Raw genomic sequence first — 16,923 nt, 5'->3', positions numbered from 1 at the left:
CCCCTTCGACTTATGCGCTCAGACTTGCAGCAAAGGGGGCAAGATTCCAGTGCCAAACCGGGCTGCGCGGGGGCTTTTGGCGTCGATTGGCAAGAATCCCGCGCCCTCAGGCCCGCACCAGCGTTCCGAAGATGCGGTCCATATGGGCTGCCAGGTAAATCGCCAGCCATTGCGAGAAACGCTCGGGGTGGCGGCGCACTTCTGCGGCCAGATCATAGAGCCCGACCCAGCGGATATCGCTGACCTCATCGGGATCGGGGGCAATGATCATGCCGGGCTTGGCATAGGCCAGGTAGATATCGACCACCTCATGCTCGATCAGCCCGTTCCCGACATCGGCGCGGTACTCCAGCCGGTCGGCATGGGCGGGGTAAAGGCCGGTGATGCCCAGCTCTTCCTTAAGCCGACGGATCGCGCAATGCTCGGGGCGTTCGCCCCAGTGGGGATGGGTGCAGCAGGTGTTCGACCACAGCCCCGCCGAGTGATACTTGCCCGGCGCGCGGCGTTGCAGCAGCACCTTTTCCCCATCCATGACGAAGATCGACACCGCCTTGTGGCGGAGCCCCTTGCGGTGAACCTCCAGCTTGTCGATGGGGGTCAGCGTGTCGCCGACCCATGCGGGGATCTGTTCTGTCATACCTGTGGCCTGAAACCGGTGCGCCGCCGTAGCATGAAGCACGGCGGCGCCCAATGTCATGTGGTCACCTTGTCCCTGAGGCAGCTTGCCGCGCCCCGGGGATCAGGATACCGGCGCGTCGGCCGGCTTTTGCGTCTCGGCGCGGCGGGACAGTTCGGCGCGGTAGAGCGCCATGAAATCCACCATGTCGAGGTTGAAGGGCGGGAAGCCGCCGTCGCGCGTCACGTCCGAGACGATACGCCGCACGAAGGGGAACAGCTGACGCGGGCATTCGATCAGCAGGAAGGGGTGCATCTGCTCTTCCGGGATGCCCTCGATGTGGAAGATCCCGCCGTAATCGACCTCAAGCAGGTAGAGAGCCGTGTTGGTCGCCTTGTTGGTCGCGGTGATCTTGAACTTGGTGATCACCTCATACTGGTTGTCCTGCGGGCGCTTGCGCGCGTCGAGGCTGACCTGGACCTGCATTTCGGGCTGCACATCGGCCGATTGCAGGCCCTTGAGCGCTACCGCATTCTCGAACGACATGTCGCGCACGAACTGGGCGAGGATCTGCATTTTCATCTGCGGCTGCACCGGGGCAGCGCCGTTATTTTCTTCGGTCATTCTTGTCTCCGTGTTCGACTTGGCAAGGGTGTAGCACCCTCGACCCGCTGTCTCAATGCCGTGTCCAGCCCGAGGGGCCCTGCGGCGGACGGTTTTCCGGCCCGATTTCGTAAAAATCGCCGTCGATCACACCGGGGCCGGGCTGGCGCGGGCGCTCCTCAAAGCCCTGGTTGACGCTGAAGCTGGTGACCGTGACGCGCTTCGAGACATAGCGCAGCACCGCCTCGCGCACCGCCGGAACCAGCAGCGCCAGGCCGCAGGCGTCGGTGAAGAACCCCGGCGTCAGCAAAAGCGCGCCGGCAAACAGGATCATCGCGCCATGTGCCAGCGGAGCGGTCGGGTCGCGCATCTCGTTCATCGAGCGTTTCAATTCGTTGAGCGCCTGCGCGCCCTGGCTGCGCACCAGCGCCGTGCCCAGCATCGCCGTCAGAACCACGATGGCCAGCGTCGGCCACAGGCCAATCAGGCCGCCGACCTGGATGAACAGGCCGATCTCGATCAGCGGCACGATCAGAAAGGCCAGAAAGATCCACATATTGCATCCTTTCGCGGGTCTTGACATCAGTTCGGGCGTTGGTGGACTTGAACGCGCCGCTATCCTACATAGGTTCGGAGAGTTCCGATACCAACCCACTGTTGTCCGAGGCGCACATGTCCAATGCCGTCATCCAGCTGATCGTCCTTGCCGGGATCGCGATCTTCCTGATCCTGCGCCTCAAGAACGTGCTGGGCACGCGCGACGGATGGGAAGACCCCGACGCGCCGCTTGAGCGCCCCGGACCCGCGCAGCGTCGCGGCTTCGAGGTGATCGAGGGCGGCCCCGATCAGGACATCACCGATCACGTGGCCGAAGGCTCGCCCGCGGCGCGTGCGCTGGCCCAGATGAAGCAGGCTGAGCCGAGCTTCAACGTCACATCGTTCCTGCAGGGCGCACGTGGCGCCTATGAGATGATCCTGATGGCCTTCGAGACCGGCGATCTGGAGAAAATCCGCCCCTTCCTGTCGCCCGAGGTTTTCGCGGCCTTCGAAGGCGTCGTTCAGGCGCGTGCCGAGCAGGGGCTGGATATTCAGGCCGAATTCATGGGCCTGCGCGAAATGGTGCTGAGCGAGGCCGAATATGACGCCTCGAGCCGCGAGGCCGAGATCACCGTGCGCTTCCTCGGTGAGGTCATCTCGGTGGCGCGCGATGCCAATGGCAACGTGGTCGAGGGCGACCCGCGCAGCCCGCGCAAGCAGCGCGACGTATGGACTTTCGCGCGCAAGATGGGCAGCGCCGATCCGAACTGGCAGCTTGTCGCCACGGGCGGCTGAGCCATGCGGCCGCTCGACTGGGCCGAGATCGAGGGATGGGAAAGCGATGACCACGCCGCCGCCTGGGCGGCGTTTTGCGTGACTGCCGGTCTTTTCGGCTGGAACGGGCCAGACCCCGCGCCCGGTCAGGAAAAGGCGCTGTTCGAGCAGTATTTCCGCCCCTACGAGGTCGTCCCCGCAGGCCGCGCCCATTTCACCGCCTATTACGAGCCTGAACTGCTCGGATCGCGCTATACCTCGGCCCGGTTTCACCACCCGCTCTATGCGATGCCCGAGGGGATGGATGCGCTGCAACCCTGGCACAGCCGCTCCGAGATACTTGCCAGCGACATGATGGGCGGGCGCGAGTTGGTCTATCTGGAAAGCGCCATCGAGGCATTTCTGGCGCAGGTGCAGGGCTCGGTCCGGGTGCGTCTGGATGAGGGCGGCACGATGCGGCTGGGGTTCGCCGGCAAGAACGGGCATCCCTACCGCTCCATCGGTGCGGAACTGGTGCGGCGCGGAGTGGCCCCGGCCGAAGAGATGACACCGCAGACGATCCGGCATTGGTGCAAGCAGCATCCCGATCAGGTGCCGGACCTGCTCAACCACAATCCGTCCTTCGTGTTCTTCCGCGTGCTCGACCTGCCCGAAGAGAGCGGCCCCATCGGCGCCATGGGGCGACCGGTGACTTCGGGCCGCAGCCTGGCGGTTGACCCTGAGATCGTGACGCTTGGCAGCCCGGTCTGGGTCAATTGCCCCGGCCTGCCACCGCGCCTGACAGTGGCGCAGGATATCGGCTCGGCCATCAGGGGCGCCGGGCGGGGCGATATCTTCCTCGGTTCCGGCCCCGAGGCCGGTCTGGCCGCTGGCGCCGTGAACGCCCATGGCGCGATGATCGTGCTGCGGAGGGTCGCATGAGCCGCCGCCGCAAACTGTCCCCCGAAGAGCGCGAGCTATGGTCGCGCGTTGCCGCGACGGCCAAGGCCTTTCACCCCAGAAGGCCATTTTCCGCCGAAACAGAGCCCGTTTTGGATGCCAAGCCTACCCCGCCACCCAAGAAGCCGCGCCCCGATGTGAAGGATTTTCGTATCGGCCAGTCGGCCCCGGATTTCGCCTTCCGGCACGATCTGGCGCCCTCGATCTCGGAGCATTTGGCGCGCCAGCCCGTGGTGATGGATCGCAAAGCACATCGCGCCATGACGCGCGGCAAGCTGGAGCCGGAGGCAAAGATCGATCTGCATGGCATGACCCTGGCAGAGGCCCACCCCGAGCTGATCCGCTTTGTTCTGAACGCGCAGGATCGTGGCTGCCGTCTGGTGCTGGTGATCACCGGCAAGGGCAAGCGCGGCCTGGATGAGGGGCCGATCCCGCAACGGCAGGGCGTGTTGCGCCATCAGGTGCCACAATGGCTGCGCCTGCCGCCGCTTGGTGCCGCCGTCATGCAGGTCAGCGAGGCGCATCTCAAGCACGGCGGATCGGGCGCCTATTACGTCTATCTGCGCCGCAACCGCTAGTTCGCCAGCGCCTCGACCGGGGCAAGGATGATCTGCGTGACGTTCTGAACCGACAGCACCACGCCCGAGAACAGGTTGCGATGCTCGGACTGATCGCCCTCCAGCACGGCCGCCGCGCGCCCGTTTTCGCCCAGTAGCGCGATTAGCGCCGGCGATGTCGCCACGTTGAAATGCCCCTCGCCAGTGCTGAATGCGCCGACATCCACGATGGTCAGCTTCAGATCCGCCACTTGTTCGACATCTTGCAGATTGCCCAGCCGGGCCTGGTCGCCGTTGATATGCGAGGACAGGCCAAGCGCCTTGTCGCGCTGCGAGGTGAAAATCAGGAAGGGCTGCGGCAGTTTGCCGATCCGGCGGGCCTGTGCACGGAAGACATCGACGTCGATATCGGGCGAGATCAGAACGACCCCGGCAAGGCGCGAAATCGTCTCTGTCTCGCCGGAAATTGCGATCTGCCGCAAGCTTTCCATGGTCAGCGCGGCACCCATCGAATGCCCCACGATCAGGATGCTGCGCGCCCCGGCGGCGCGTAACTCTCGCAGGAACTCCTCGAAGCCGTCGCGGGCGAAAAGCGCGGAGTCGTGGTCATAGGCGTAGCCCATCAAATGCCCGCGCGAGGGCCAGGAGTAATGCACCAGAACGCCCGGCAGATCGAAATCATTGCCCAGTTGCGCCAGGCGATAGAGGCCTTCGACAAAGGTCGTGTTGTAGCCATGGACGAAGACGATCGCCTCACCGCCATTGCGCGCGAGTTCCCGGCGCAGATCGGCGCGGAAATCGGCGGGCCGCGCATATATCGCCGCGCGCGAGACAAGGAAATCGGTCTGCGGGTCGGGCGCTTCCTGAGCTGAGGGATAGGTGATTTCGCCCGGCTGATGCATCGGCGGCACCGAGACGTCGAAGCGCCCAAGCTGCAACGCCTCGCTGCGGCCAAAGGCCTCGGGGCTTTCGGGATGGCGCAGGTCGGCGCGGGTGCTGCCCACGAAAATCGCGCGCGCCGGGGCCTCGCGGTCGGGGTGATAGTCCAGCCGCCCGCGCGGGGCGCAGGCGGACAGGACGACTAATGCGATGATGACAAGCGCGCGCATCGACCCCCTCGGCGTTTGCAGCACGATAGCAAAGCGTCGGGGGGCGTCCAGTACCCTCAGAGCACGTAGCGGCTCAGATCGGTCGAGCGCGCCAGATCGCCGAGGTTCTTCTCGACGAAGGCACCATCCACCGTCAGGGTCTCGCCCGCGCGGTCGGGCGCGCTGAACGAGATCTCCTCGAAGACCCGTTCCATCACGGTATAGAGCCTTCTTGCGCCGATATTCTCGACCGAGGTGTTGACCTCGGCGGCGATACGGGCAAGGGCCGCGATGCCATCCTCGGTGAAACTCACCGTGACTTCCTCGGTCGCCAGAAGGGCCTTGTATTGAAGGGTCAGGGCGTTGTCGGTCTCGGTCAGGATGCGGATGAAATCACCCTCCGTCAGGGCGCGCAGCTCAACCCGGATCGGCAGGCGGCCCTGCAATTCGGGCAGCAGATCCGAGGGTTTGGCGATGTGGAAGGCCCCCGAGGCGATGAACAGGATATGGTCGGTCTTGACCGCGCCGTATTTGGTGCTGACCGTCGTGCCCTCGATCAGCGGCAGCAGGTCGCGCTGTACCCCTTCGCGCGATACATCCGCCCCCCGGGTTTCGGCGCGGGCGGCGACCTTGTCGATCTCGTCGATGAAGACGATGCCCGATTCCTGCACGGCCTCAAGTGCTGCGGTCTTGACCGCCTCGTCGTCCAGAAGCTTGTCGGCCTCTTCCGAGATCAGAATCTCGTAGCTTTCCGAGACCGTCAGCTTGCGCCGGGTGCGGCGCGCGCCACCAAAGGCCTTGAACAGGTCTTGCAGCCCCTGCATCTGCATTTCCATGCCGGGCTGGCCGCCCATGACGCCAAGCGGCATGCCGCCCGGCGCATCGGCCAGTTCAAGCTCAATGATCTTGTCGTCCAACACGCCGTCGCGCAGCTTGCGGCGGAACATCTCGCGCGTGGCCTCGCGCGCGTCGGTGCCGGCAAGGGCCTCGATCACGCGATCCTCGGCGGCCTTGTGGGCGCGGGCCTTGACGTCCTCGCGCATCCGCTCGCGCGTTTCGATCATGGCGGCATCGGTCAGATCGCGGATGATCTGTTCGACATCGCGCCCGACATAGCCGACCTCGGTGAACTTGGTGGCCTCGACCTTGAGGAACGGCGCTTTCGCCAGCTTGGCGAGGCGGCGCGAGATCTCGGTCTTGCCGACGCCGGTCGGGCCGATCATCAGGATATTCTTGGGATAGACCTCTTCGCGCAGGTCGGCCGCCAGTTGTTTGCGGCGCCAGCGGTTGCGCAGGGCGACGGCCACGGCGCGCTTGGCGTCCTGCTGGCCGATGATGAAGCGGTCAAGCTCCGAGACGATTTCGCGCGGGGTGAGATTGGTCATTTCGAGATGCTCTCCACCGTCAGATTTCCGTTGGTATAGACACAGATGTCGGCGGCGATCGCCATGGCCTTGCGCGCGACGGTTTCGGCATCAAGGTCGCTTTCCATCAGTCCCCGCGCCGCGGCCAGCGCGAAATTGCCACCCGATCCGATGGCGGCCACGTCATGCTCGGGTTCCAGCACGTCGCCCGCGCCGGTGATGACGTAGAGATCGGCGCCGTCGGTGACGATCAGCATGGCCTCGAGGTTGCGCAGGTATTTGTCCATGCGCCAGTCCTTGGCCAGATCGACGCAGGCGCGTGCAAGCTGCCCCGGCGCGGCCTCTAGCTTTTTCTCAAGCCGCTCAAGCAAGGTGAAGGCATCGGCGGTCGAACCGGCAAAGCCCGCCACCACGTCGCGCCCGCCGGGGCTGAGGCGGCGCACTTTGCGCGCAGTGCCCTTGATGACGGTCTGGCCCAGGCTGACCTGCCCGTCGCCCGCGACTACCACCTTGCCGCCCTTGCGCACACCGATGATCGTGGTGCCATGCCAGCCCGGAAATTTGTCTTCGGCCATGTGTTCCTCCGTGTTGGTGCAGATATGAGGGGCGCGGGCGGGCCATGCAAGCCTTGCGGGCCAGATCGCGGCGGCGATAACCTGCCGGTATGAGCACCGCACCCCTCCTCTGGATCTATCTCGACGCGCCGACATTGGGTCGGGTCAGGGCGGGCCAGCACAATTTCTTTGCTCGTCTGATCGGCGCGGTTCAGGGCGCGGGCTGGCAGGTGAACCTGCGCGAAAGCACGCTGGCCGAGCGGCTGGCCGCGCCGGGGCGCGAGGGCTATGCGCTGTATCACATGGAGGAGCCCACGCATGACCGCGCACTGACCTGTAGGCGGGCCTATGTGGGCGCCTTCTGGCGGATCGAGCGTGTCGCCGCCCGGTGGGATTGGCCCGTCGCCAAGGCGCGGTTCGAGCCTGAGACCGTCGATCCGGTCGAGGCCGCGCGCTTTGCCGAGCAGTGGAGAAACAGGCTCTATTCCAGCAAAAGTCTGCCCTCAGACGCGGGGTTTTGCTTCCTCCCGCTGCAAGGACGTTTGTTAGAGACCCGTAGTTTTCAGGCAATGAGTCCGGTCGCGATGATCGAGGAAACCCTTGCCCGCACCGATCTGCCGGTTCTGGCGACCCTGCATCCGAGGGAGAGCTACACAGCCGAGGAAATCACGGCGCTGGAGCGCCTCGCCGCGCGTCATCCGCGCCTGCGCATCGAGAAGGGCGGGTCGGACGCGGCACTGCGCAATTGCCGCTTTGTCGTCACGCAAAACAGCAGCCTCGCGTTTGAGGGCTATTTTCACCGCAAGCCCGCCGTCCTGTTTGCCCGGATCGATTTTCACCATATTGCGGGCTCGGTGCCGCGCGACGGGATCGACGGGGCCTTCGCCAGCCTCAAGGCCCGGCCCGAGTTCGACCGCTACCTCTTCTGGTTCTTGCAAAAGCGCGCGCTGAACGCTGGTCGCCCCGAATTTGAAGCGGCGCTGCTGGATCATCTGCGCAAGCGCGGCTGGCCGATATGAAAAGGGCGCCCGAAGGCGCCCGTTTCGCAAATTGTCGGTGTCGACTCAGATCGACGATTCGATCCAGGACTGAAGCGCGGCCTTCGGCGCGGCGCCAACCTTGTTCGAGACAACCTGGCCATCCTTGAACAGGAACAGCGCCGGGATGCCGCGAACACCCAGCATCGCCGGGCTGTCGGGGTTCTCGTCCACGTTGACCTTCACGATTTTTACCTTGCCGGCCAGTTCCTTGGACAGCTCTTCGAGCGAGGGACCGATCTGGCGGCAGGGGCCACACCATTCGGCCCAGAAATCGACGACGACGGGGATATCGGACTTGCGAACTTCCTGATCGAAGGTCGCATCGGTGACGGCGGTGGTCATGGGGCTTCTCCTGAAAGGTCGGTTGCGGGGGAAGGTAGGGCCCACCCCGCAGCCCGTCAAGATGCGGTGGCTGTGCGCAATGCCGCATCTAACTGTGCGGGGGGTAGCGGCATCAGCTGCCCGCTCCGCGTCCAGAGGATCAGGCACTCGATTGGGTGCGCGGGGTAGATCTGGCGCAGCGCGGCGCGATAGGCCGCCATTTGGCGCAGGATGCCAAGCGGCACGTCCTCGGGGCTGCCCGGCACCACGGCATTTGACTTGTAGTCGAGCACACGCACGCATTCCGCCGTGATCACCAGCCGGTCGACGATGCCGTGGATCTGCTGCCCATCAAGCTCCGGCAAGCTCGCGGTCAGCTCAACCTCGGCCAAGGCCTCGGGCGCAAGGAAAGGGGCCATCTGCGGCAGCTGCAAGACATGGCGCGCGGCGGCCAGAATAGTATCTATCTCAGCACGATCCGCCGCATCTTCGCCTGTCGAAAGCAGGCTGTGCGCGATCTCGGACCAGCGATCCTCGGGCCAGCCGGGCAGGTGCTCCAGCAGGCTATGCAGCTGGCGCCCGTAGCGCTTGGCCTCTTCCTCGGGCAGGGCCGCATCGCCCGGCAGCGCCTTGGCGCCCCCCAGATCCGAGGGCGAGAGCGCCCGCGCCGCGCGCTCGGGCCGCGGGGCCGAGGTCGTAGCCCAAGCCGGAATGTCCGGTGCCTGCGCGGCGGTCGCGCTGGCTGGCACGCCCGCCTCGGGCCAGTCGCCGTGGCTGAGCCTGCGGATCGAACCCAGATCGCGCACGTCCGGCGAGATTGCCTGGCTTTCCTGCGCACCCGCGCGCGTCAGGCCCTCGGCAACCAGCGAATACCAGCTATCGCCGCCAGTGCCGACCTCGCCCGCCGCGGCAACGATCAGCCATTTCTCGGCCCGCGTCAGCGCCACGTAAAGCAGGCGCATACGTTCTTCCTCGGCGCGCGCGACCTCGTCAGCCTGCGCTTGCGCCAGCACATCGGGCATCTCCGCCTTCGCCGTGCTCCTGGCGCCGATCCGGTCGTTGAGCCGGTAGATCTCCGAGCCCTGCGGCGGTTTGCGCTTGGCCGTATCGGGAAGGATGACGATGGGCGCCTCAAGCCCCTTGGCGCCATGCACGGTCATCACCCGGATCGCGCGGCCGCCGCCCGCAAGCTGGCGCTTGACCTCAATATCCTCGGCATCGAGCCAGCCGAGGAAGCCGGTGAGGCTTGGCACCTCCATATGTTCGAAGGCCAGCGCCTGAGAGATCAGCTCGTCGATGCCGTCCTCCGCCTCGATCCCGAGCCGCGCGATCAGCCGCTGGCGGCCGCCGTGGCGGGTCAACAGGCGTTCGATCAGGTCGAAGGGGCGCAGGAAGTCGGTGTGATCGCGCAGGTCTTGCAGCACCTCGACGGTATGCGGGGCGATGTCGCTGTTGCGCAGAGCCTCCCACAGGTAGCCCTTGCGGGGCTGCGCAAGGCGGTAGAGCATCGCCTCGCTCCAGCCGAAAAGCGGCGATTTCAGAGCCTCCGCAAGCGCAAGATCGTCTTCGGGCGTGGCCAGGAAGGCCAGCGTCGCACGGATATCCTTGACGGCGAGTTCCGCGCCAAGCTTGAGCCGATCGACCCCCGCAACCGCCAAGCCAGCGGCCTTGCAGGCGCGGATGATCTCGGCAAACAGCGCCGAGCGGCGCTGCACCAGGATCAGGAAATCACCCTCATGCACGGGGCGGGGCGCGGGGCTGCCGGGGATTTGCGTGCCGGCGTCGATCATCGCGCGGATCTCGGCCGCGATGGCGCGTGCCAGCACTAGCGGCGCATCGCTGGCGCCGCGCTGATCCACCGGGTCTTCCCAATGGCCATCCTCGGGCTTTTCGGGCTTCTCGACGGGCGGCCACAGATCGACGCGCCCGGGCAGCAGGTTGTGGAAGGCGATGTGCTCGGGCGCGCCGCCAAGGCCCTGCGCGGCGCCGGCAAAGGTCAGGTCTGTCAGCCGCAGAACCGCCTCGGAAGAGCGGAACGAGTGCAGCAGTGCGGTTTCCTGCAAGGGGCGCGAAACGGCTGCGAACTTTGCTGAAAAGTGGCTCTGCATCGCCTCAAAACGCCGCAAATCCGCGCCTTGGAACGAATAGATCGACTGTTTGCGATCGCCGACGACAAAGATCGTGCGCTGCACGCCGCGCGCGCCTTCGCCGGCGGTGAACTCGTCGGTCAGGCGCTCAATGACGATCCATTGCTCGGGGCTCGTGTCCTGCGCCTCATCAACAAGGATATGGTCGATCCCGCCGTCTAGACGAAACAGGACCCACTGTGCGACCGAGGGGGTGGACAGCAGATGCGCCGCTCGTTCGATCAGGTCGTCGAAATCAAGCCAACCCTGCGCGGCCTTACGCGCGGCCATGCGCGGCAGGAAGGCGCGGGCGAAGCGGTGCAGGGCCAGGGTGCGATCGGCCGCGGCAAGAGCAAGGCGGTGCGGGCGCGCATCGGCCACGCGCTCCATCAGTGCGCTCAGTCCGCTCATAAAGGGGGCGGCGGGGCCTTCGCGCAGCGCTTTCGTGGGGATCGAGCCGATCTTGGGCCGGGTGGCGTTAGGTCCGCTGCCGAACAGTAGGACGGATTCGAGCTTGATCAGGGCCTCAAGCGTCAACTCCTCGATCCCGGCGAAGACGGTGCCCAGCTTAGTATCGCTTGGGCCGCTGGCCAAAAGGATCGGTGCGAGGTCATGCAGCAGCCTCAGATCGCCCGGCCCGAACGCATCGTCGAGCAACTGCGTGATGGTGTAATCGGGCGGCAGGCCGAAGACCTCAAGCGCCGCCGAATGGTCGAAATCAGCCGGAAAAGCGTGTCTATTACGGCTGATATCGTTGATCAGCTTGGTCAGATCGTCACCCGAGAAATACCGCGCCAGCCCGTCGAAGGCCACGCGGTCCTCGCCCCCGGCGATCTCTTCGAGGATATCGTGGCGTAGCACGGCCGCCGTGCGGTCATCCATCTCGCGAAAACCGTGGGCAACGCCGGCCTCCAGCGGAAAGCGCCGCAGCAGCGCCGCGCAGAACGAGTGGATCGTCTGGATCTTCAGCCCGCCCGGCGTCTCGATGGCTTGCGCGAACAGGCGCCGCGCGCGGCCAAGGCGTTCGGGGCTGATCTCGCCCTCTTCGCCAAGTTTGCGCAATTCGGCGCGCAGCTCGGCATCGCCTAGCATCGCCCAGGAGCCGAGGCGCTTGAGCAGGCGGTTCTGCATCTCGGCGGCGGCGGCCTTGGTGTAGGTCAGGCAAAGCACCTTTTGCGGCTCTGTTCCGCCTAAAAGCAGACGTGCGACGCGGTCCGTCAGCACTTTGGTCTTGCCCGATCCAGCATTGGCCGAGAGCCAGGTCGATGCTACCGGGTTTGCCGCCGCGATCTGGCGCTGCGTGGCCTGGTCGGGGGCGCTCATTCCAGATCCTCCGGGGTCGGGTCGTCGCTCATCTCCCACTCGCCAAAGCGCGAGAGGTGGTCGTAATCGCTGGCGTCGGTCGATTTCTGCAACGCGCGGCGAGCCGAGTAGCCCTGCTCCGGCGTCAGGTAGCGCGCGATCAGAGTCTCAAACTTGTCCCAGACCTCATCAAGGGTCTCCTTGGGCTTGATGTCGCGCGTCTCGCCATCGCCGCCAAGCCGGATATAGGTCATCCCCGCGACCCCGGCAGGCCCGAGCGCGTCAAACCCGCCGCGTTCGACCATCGCGGCTTCCAGCAGCATCTGCTTGTCGAAATGCAGCACGGCATCGTCGCTGGGGGGCTTGCCCGATTTATAATCGTAGATCTGCGCCCGCCCGTCTTCGAGAATGTCGATCCGGTCGGGTTTGGCGGTAAGGGTGAAAAGGCTAGTTTGCAGCGGAACAGAGCCTTTTTTCTCAATCACGGCGGGGGTGCCGCGCTGCATCCGCTCGGCCTCGTCGCGCAGGAACTTGCGGGCGATGCGCGCGATCCGGCCAAGCCAGAGGCGTTGCACACTGGGCCAGGGGATCTCGCTTTCCATCACGCTTTGCGCGATCTGCATCAGGCGGGCCTCGGCGGCTTCGGGCGGCTCGTTGTCCGTGCGCTCGCGGATGAACCGCTCGACGATCAGGTGCAGCACCTGCCCGCGCAGGCGCGGGTCGGGTGCGGGGCGCATCGGGTCAAGCGGGCGCAGGCGGAGGATACGCCCGGCGTAGATCGCGTAAGGGTCGCGGATCAGGCTGCGGATCGCGGTGACGGGCAGCTCGCGCGGGCGCGCGGCGACCGGCGGGCGGGGAGAGGGGCGCGGTGCGGGCGGGATCGGTTCGCGCGGTGTTTCCACCGCCTCGGCGAGGTCCAGCCAGTGTTTGCCGCGCGCCTCCATCGCGGCCAGCGCCTCGGGGCCGTGTTGCGCGGGTAGCCCGCCCAGAAGGTTGGTCAGACGGTTCAGCCAGCGCGAGGGCACCGTCTCGGCTTCGGCATCGCGGCGGGCGCGGCTGATCACTACGCGCCGCGCACCCATTGCTTGCTGGAAGTCATGCGCGGACAGGCCGATCTGCCGTTCAGGCAGCAATAGACCCGATTCCAGCCGCATCCGACGGCTGAGCCAGGGGTCCGGCGCGGGCGTTTCGGGCCAGCTTCCCTCGTTCAGCCCGGCCAGGATCATCAGATCCGCCGCATGGGCGCGGGCCTCGAGCGTGCCGAGAATAGCGATGCCGGGATGCGCCGCACCGGTCTGGCGCACCATGCCCCGTTGCAGAAGGCGACTGATCAGATCGGCATAATCGCCGGCCGAGTAATCCCCGGCATGGGTGGCCTCGGAGGACAGCTCATTCATCGTGCGCAGGCAGGCCATCCCCGCGTCACCCCCCCAAAGACCCGAGGCATCGACCGTTCCGCCAGGACCTGCTGCAAGGGCGGCGGCGAAGTGCAAATGTGTCTCTATACAGGCGGAAAGCGCCATTCGCGGCGCGTCGTCCAGCCCGGCGATGACACCCGCAAGCCAGTCGGCCCATTGCTGTTGCGCGATATCTCCGCGCAGACCCCAGGCGCGCAGGGCGTCGCCATCGGGGAAGGCAGGGCCGTAGCGGCGCAGGCGCAGTTCCAGCTCGCGCGTGTAACGCAAGTGGTTGCCGCGCTCGGTCGAGCCGGTCGCCGTCAGCGGGTGCTTGAGCAAGATCAGCAGCGATTCCAGCGTCAGGCGGCGCCCGCGCATGGTCGCGATATGGCGCAGGAAACGTCCCGGCGCGGTGTGATGCAGCGGCGCCCCCGCGCTGTCGTCGGGGATGATGCCCCAACGGCCGAGCGCGGCGGTGACGCGGCGGCTTAGCATCCGGTCGGGGGTAATCAGGGCGGCTTTCGTGCCGGTTTCGGCGGCTTCGCGCAGGATCAGGGCGATGGCATTGGCCTCGCGCCGCGGATCGGGCGCGGCGATCAGGGTCATCCCCTCGCAAGCGGGGCGCAGATCGCCCAACGTCGGCCCATCGCTGAGCCACTGATCGGTGACCGGTGCAGGCCGCAACGCCAGCGACAGCAGCACGTTGCGCGCGGGTGCGGGGGGTGCGGCCTTGGTCCAGCGCGCGACCTGATCGCGCGGCAGATTCAGACTTTGCAGCAGCGCATGGAAGCGGAACTGGGGGTGATCCTCGATCGGAACATCGCCGGAATAGAGACTATTCCAGCCATTTTCGGGTATATCGAAGTCAAACCCCGGCAGGACGATCATCCCCTTGGGCAGTCGCGCCACGGCCCGCAGCAAGAGCGCCGTTGTCCCGCGTGAGCCGGTCGAGCCTGCCACGATGACCGGATCCTGGGGCGGATCGATGGGCCAGCTGCGCTCCAGCGCCTCGATCACGCGGCGCTGGCGGGCATCGGCATCGGGGATGGTTTCATCCTCGAAAAACCGGGTGACGATGCGGATGAAGGCCAGCGCGTGGCGCCAGTGCTCGGCATGGGTTTCGGCGATTTCGACTTGCTCGAAACGGTCGGGGGTGACGCCTTCGTTATGCATCTCGGCCATCAGGTCGGCGAGGCTGTCGGCAAGGCTGAAAATGCCAGATCCCGCCTCAAACCCAGGCAGGTGCGCGACCATACGCGCGACCAGTTGCGCCAGTTCCAACCGCCGCCGGAGCGAGGGCACCGCAGGCGGAAGGCCTGCCAGCGGATCGCGCCCGAGGTCGGTGACCAGCCGCAGGCGTGGCAGCAGCCGCGCGCCGTGGCGGTCGAACTCCTCGCGGACGCGGCGCTGCATCCGCCCGGTGTTCACGATTAGCTGCACGCGGGCCATCGCCTCGGGCGGCTGGCCCTCCATCCGCGCGATGAGGCCCTGCACCAGTTCCCGCGCGAAATCGACGCCGGGGGGCAGAGCGAAGACGGTGCCCTCAGCCATCGGCCCGCTCCAGCATGGCTTCGGCCAGAGGGATGCTTTCGGGGCGGCCAACGTCACACCAGCCGCCCTGATGCAGCACGCCATAAGCGCGCCCCTCGGCGATCATGCGATCCCAGAGCCGGTTGAGCGAGAAAGCAGTCTCAGAAATCGTCTCTATTCCAGCGGGATTGAGGATCTGCGCACCGGTATAGACATAGGGGCCGCCGCGCGAGATCCGCCCGTCGGCATCCAGCGCGAAGTCGCCCGTGCCGCGATGACCGACGGCTTCTTCCGCCGGGATCAGCGCCAGAAGCGCCGACATCCGCGCCCCGTCCCACTGGCTGCGCAGGGTCGAGATGACGTTCGGCCCGCTCCAGACCGCATCGGTGTTGAGTGTGAAAACCGGCCCCTGCCCCAGAAGCGGCAGCGCCTTGCGCAGCCCGCCGCCAGTTTCAAGGATCTCATCGGTCTCATCCGAGATCAGCACGTCGCGCCCGGCCAGATGCTGCACGACCTGCTCGCCCAGGTAATGCACATTGGCGACCACCCGCGCCATCCCGGCCGCGACCGCCAGATCAAGCGCGTGATCAATGAGGGCCTTGCCCGCCACCGGGATCAGCGGCTTGGGGCGGTTCGCGGTTAGCGCGCCCATGCGCGTGCCGAATCCGGCCGCGAACAGCATCAATGCATCGGGCGTTGTGCGCATTGCTCCTTGATCCTTTGCATCAGGTCGGGCGTGGGGGCAGGGAAGGCGGCGCGGACGGTGCGGGCGACGTCTTCCAGGGCCGGGTGGGTCAGGTTGCGCGCGATATGGGCCCAGGTGCGCGGCATCAGATCGACGTAATGCGCCTTGCCCATGGCCATGCAGAGCCGCGCGAAGACACCTATGATCCGCAGCCCGCGTTGCGCGCCAAGCAGGGCATAGAGCGCCTCGAACCGGGGCAAATCGATGGTGGTGGCCTCGGCATAGCGGCGGCGCTCGCGCGTTTCGGTCTCGGACGAGACATCGCGCCGCGCGTCTTGCAGCGCCGAGACGAGATCATAGGCCGGATGCGCGGCCACAGCGTCCTGAAAGTCGAGCAGCCCCAGTCGTGCGACCCCTTGGCGGTCGGGCAGCCAGAGCGCGTTTTCGGCGTGGAAGTCACGCAGGCAGGTGACCGGGGCCTCACGATTCAGCGCCGCGTAGTGCTGCGCGATCAGGTCGGGCAGGGCCTCGGCCGCGTCGCGCGAGAGCACCGGATACCATTCCGGCGTCAGGCGCAGCAGTTCGGCCAGTGCGGGGCCATCGAGCGGGGCGAGGAAATCGGGCGGAAGCAGGCGGTGGAGGGCCAGCAGAAAGCCGGTGATCTCGGCGTAAAGCGCACCCTCGCGCGCGGGGTCTTGCGCGACCAAGCGCGAGATCAGCGCATCGCCCAGATCCTCAAGCAGCAATAGACCCTGTTCCGGCGCTTCTGCCAGAATCTCTGGGGCGGAAAACCCGTTTTGCCGCAGCCAGCGCGCCATGCGCAGGAAGCGCATTACCTCATCACCCGGAGGGGCATCCATCAGCACGGCACGCGTCGCGCCCTGCGTCAGCCGTTCATAGCGCCGGGCCGAGGCATCGCCTGCGAGCGGTGCCCGCTGTGCCTCGCCCCACCCGGCCTGCGCCAGAAAGCGCGTGATTTGTGCGGCGCGATCAGGCATCGCGCAGATCCGTCAGGCGCTCGGCCCAGTCGGCATCACCCAGAAAGCTCACACAGCGCGAGGCTCCGGCATTGGCCAGCTCGAAGCGCAGGGTCAGGGCTTTGCGCGGCGCCAGCTCGGCCAGCCGGTCGGGCCATTCGATCAGGCAGATCGCGGTGTCGAACGCCTCCTCCAGCCCAAGCTCGATCGCCTCGTCGGGATGGGTAAGCCGGTAAAGGTCGGCGTGCCAGATCTCGGGCGCAGCATCATAGACCTGCACCAGCGTGAACGTGGGCGAGGGGATATCCTCGCTCCGGTCCAGCGCGGCAAGACGGGTCTGGATCAGGCTGCGGGCGAAATGGGTCTTGCCCGCGCCGATCTGGCCTTCGAGCAGTAGCACATCGCCGGGCCGGACAAGCTGCGCCATCCGCTGACCCAGACGGGCGGTGGCATCGGCGTCGGGCAGGGGCAGGCGAAACAGCAAATCGGGCATGGCGGCAGTTTTACCCTGCC

General features: G+C 66.3%; 16 protein-coding genes. 4 read left to right on the top strand and 12 right to left on the bottom strand.

Features of this window, described 5'->3' with window-relative positions:
- Positions 1-106: 106 nt before the first annotated feature.
- From idi to KTQ37_RS08325, 3 genes are all read right to left on the bottom strand, one after another.
- Positions 107-637: an isopentenyl-diphosphate Delta-isomerase gene (idi, locus tag KTQ37_RS08335; RefSeq protein ID WP_218630050.1), complete on the bottom strand. Its 531-nt coding sequence runs from the start codon at positions 635-637 to the stop codon at positions 107-109.
- Between the two features lie 102 nt (positions 638-739).
- Positions 740-1,240 (bottom strand): protein-export chaperone SecB, encoded by a 501-nt coding sequence (secB, locus tag KTQ37_RS08330; protein ID WP_218630049.1) that lies wholly within the window; start codon positions 1,238-1,240, stop codon positions 740-742.
- A 52-nt stretch (positions 1,241-1,292) separates the two neighbouring features.
- Entirely contained in the window at positions 1,293-1,775 is a 483-nt protein-coding gene (locus tag KTQ37_RS08325; protein ID WP_218630048.1) for an FxsA family protein, read from the bottom strand.
- Positions 1,776-1,891: 116 nt separating this feature from the next.
- Here KTQ37_RS08325 and KTQ37_RS08320 point away from each other — a divergent pair, with 116 nt between their 5' ends.
- From KTQ37_RS08320 to KTQ37_RS08310, 3 genes are read left to right on the top strand one after another with little or no spacing between them, the layout of a single operon-like run.
- Positions 1,892-2,551, top strand: coding sequence for a Tim44/TimA family putative adaptor protein (locus tag KTQ37_RS08320; RefSeq protein WP_218630047.1), 660 nt, complete (start codon positions 1,892-1,894; stop codon positions 2,549-2,551).
- Between the two features lie 3 nt (positions 2,552-2,554).
- On the top strand, positions 2,555-3,451 hold the full coding sequence (gene mltA / locus KTQ37_RS08315) for a murein transglycosylase A (protein WP_218630046.1): 897 nt from the start codon (positions 2,555-2,557) through the stop codon (positions 3,449-3,451).
- The gene (locus tag KTQ37_RS08310; protein WP_218630045.1) at positions 3,448-4,047 is read left to right on the top strand and encodes a Smr/MutS family protein; all 600 of its coding nucleotides are present in this window, start codon (positions 3,448-3,450) and stop codon (positions 4,045-4,047) included. Before mltA ends, KTQ37_RS08310 begins: the two co-directional genes overlap by 4 nt.
- Here KTQ37_RS08310 and KTQ37_RS08305 read toward each other — a convergent pair.
- From KTQ37_RS08305 to hslV, 3 genes are read right to left on the bottom strand one after another with little or no spacing between them, the layout of a single operon-like run.
- Positions 4,044-5,135 (bottom strand): alpha/beta hydrolase, encoded by a 1,092-nt coding sequence (locus KTQ37_RS08305; RefSeq protein WP_218630044.1) that lies wholly within the window; start codon positions 5,133-5,135, stop codon positions 4,044-4,046. The two genes, KTQ37_RS08310 and KTQ37_RS08305, sit on opposite strands and share 4 nt — an antisense overlap.
- A gap of 56 nt (positions 5,136-5,191) precedes the next feature.
- On the bottom strand, positions 5,192-6,499 hold the full coding sequence (gene hslU / locus KTQ37_RS08300; protein WP_218630043.1) for an ATP-dependent protease ATPase subunit HslU: 1,308 nt from the start codon (positions 6,497-6,499) through the stop codon (positions 5,192-5,194).
- On the bottom strand, positions 6,496-7,053 hold the full coding sequence (hslV, locus tag KTQ37_RS08295; RefSeq protein WP_218630042.1) for an ATP-dependent protease subunit HslV: 558 nt from the start codon (positions 7,051-7,053) through the stop codon (positions 6,496-6,498). The genes hslU and hslV overlap by 4 nt, the downstream gene beginning before the upstream one ends.
- Before the next feature lie 89 nt (positions 7,054-7,142).
- On the opposite strand from hslV, the gene KTQ37_RS08290 reads away from it, so the two are divergent.
- Positions 7,143-8,051 carry a hypothetical protein gene (locus KTQ37_RS08290; protein ID WP_218630041.1) on the top strand — a complete coding sequence of 303 codons (909 nt, stop codon included), beginning with the start codon at positions 7,143-7,145 and terminating at the stop codon, positions 8,049-8,051.
- Positions 8,052-8,096: 45 nt separating this feature from the next.
- Here KTQ37_RS08290 and trxA read toward each other — a convergent pair whose 3' ends face one another.
- Genes trxA through tsaE form a run of 6 tightly spaced genes read right to left on the bottom strand, consistent with a single transcriptional unit; the run spans position 8,097 to position 16,903 of the window.
- The gene (trxA, locus tag KTQ37_RS08285; RefSeq protein ID WP_218630040.1) at positions 8,097-8,414 is read right to left on the bottom strand and encodes a thioredoxin; all 318 of its coding nucleotides are present in this window, start codon (positions 8,412-8,414) and stop codon (positions 8,097-8,099) included.
- Between the two features lie 56 nt (positions 8,415-8,470).
- Positions 8,471-11,842, bottom strand: coding sequence for a double-strand break repair helicase AddA (gene addA, locus KTQ37_RS08280; protein ID WP_218630039.1), 3,372 nt, complete (start codon positions 11,840-11,842; stop codon positions 8,471-8,473).
- Positions 11,839-14,769 (bottom strand): double-strand break repair protein AddB, encoded by a 2,931-nt coding sequence (gene addB / locus KTQ37_RS08275; protein ID WP_218630038.1) that lies wholly within the window; start codon positions 14,767-14,769, stop codon positions 11,839-11,841. Before addB ends, addA begins: the two co-directional genes overlap by 4 nt.
- Positions 14,762-15,454 carry a nucleotidyltransferase family protein gene (locus KTQ37_RS08270; RefSeq protein ID WP_218630037.1) on the bottom strand — a complete coding sequence of 231 codons (693 nt, stop codon included), beginning with the start codon at positions 15,452-15,454 and terminating at the stop codon, positions 14,762-14,764. The genes addB and KTQ37_RS08270 overlap by 8 nt, the downstream gene beginning before the upstream one ends.
- A complete protein-coding gene (locus KTQ37_RS08265) occupies positions 15,430-16,431 on the bottom strand; it encodes an aminoglycoside phosphotransferase family protein (protein ID WP_218630036.1) in 1,002 nt (333 codons plus the stop codon). Before KTQ37_RS08265 ends, KTQ37_RS08270 begins: the two co-directional genes overlap by 25 nt.
- On the bottom strand, positions 16,424-16,903 hold the full coding sequence (gene tsaE / locus KTQ37_RS08260) for a tRNA (adenosine(37)-N6)-threonylcarbamoyltransferase complex ATPase subunit type 1 TsaE (RefSeq protein WP_218630035.1): 480 nt from the start codon (positions 16,901-16,903) through the stop codon (positions 16,424-16,426). Before tsaE ends, KTQ37_RS08265 begins: the two co-directional genes overlap by 8 nt.
- Between the last annotated feature and the right edge of the window lie 20 nt (positions 16,904-16,923).

This window comes from Sedimentimonas flavescens (genome assembly GCF_019264375.1).
GTDB lineage: Bacteria > Pseudomonadota > Alphaproteobacteria > Rhodobacterales > Rhodobacteraceae > Rhodobacter > Rhodobacter flavescens.
Note: the sequence above shows the minus strand (reverse complement) of the source record. Positions and strands in the feature narration are given on the sequence as shown.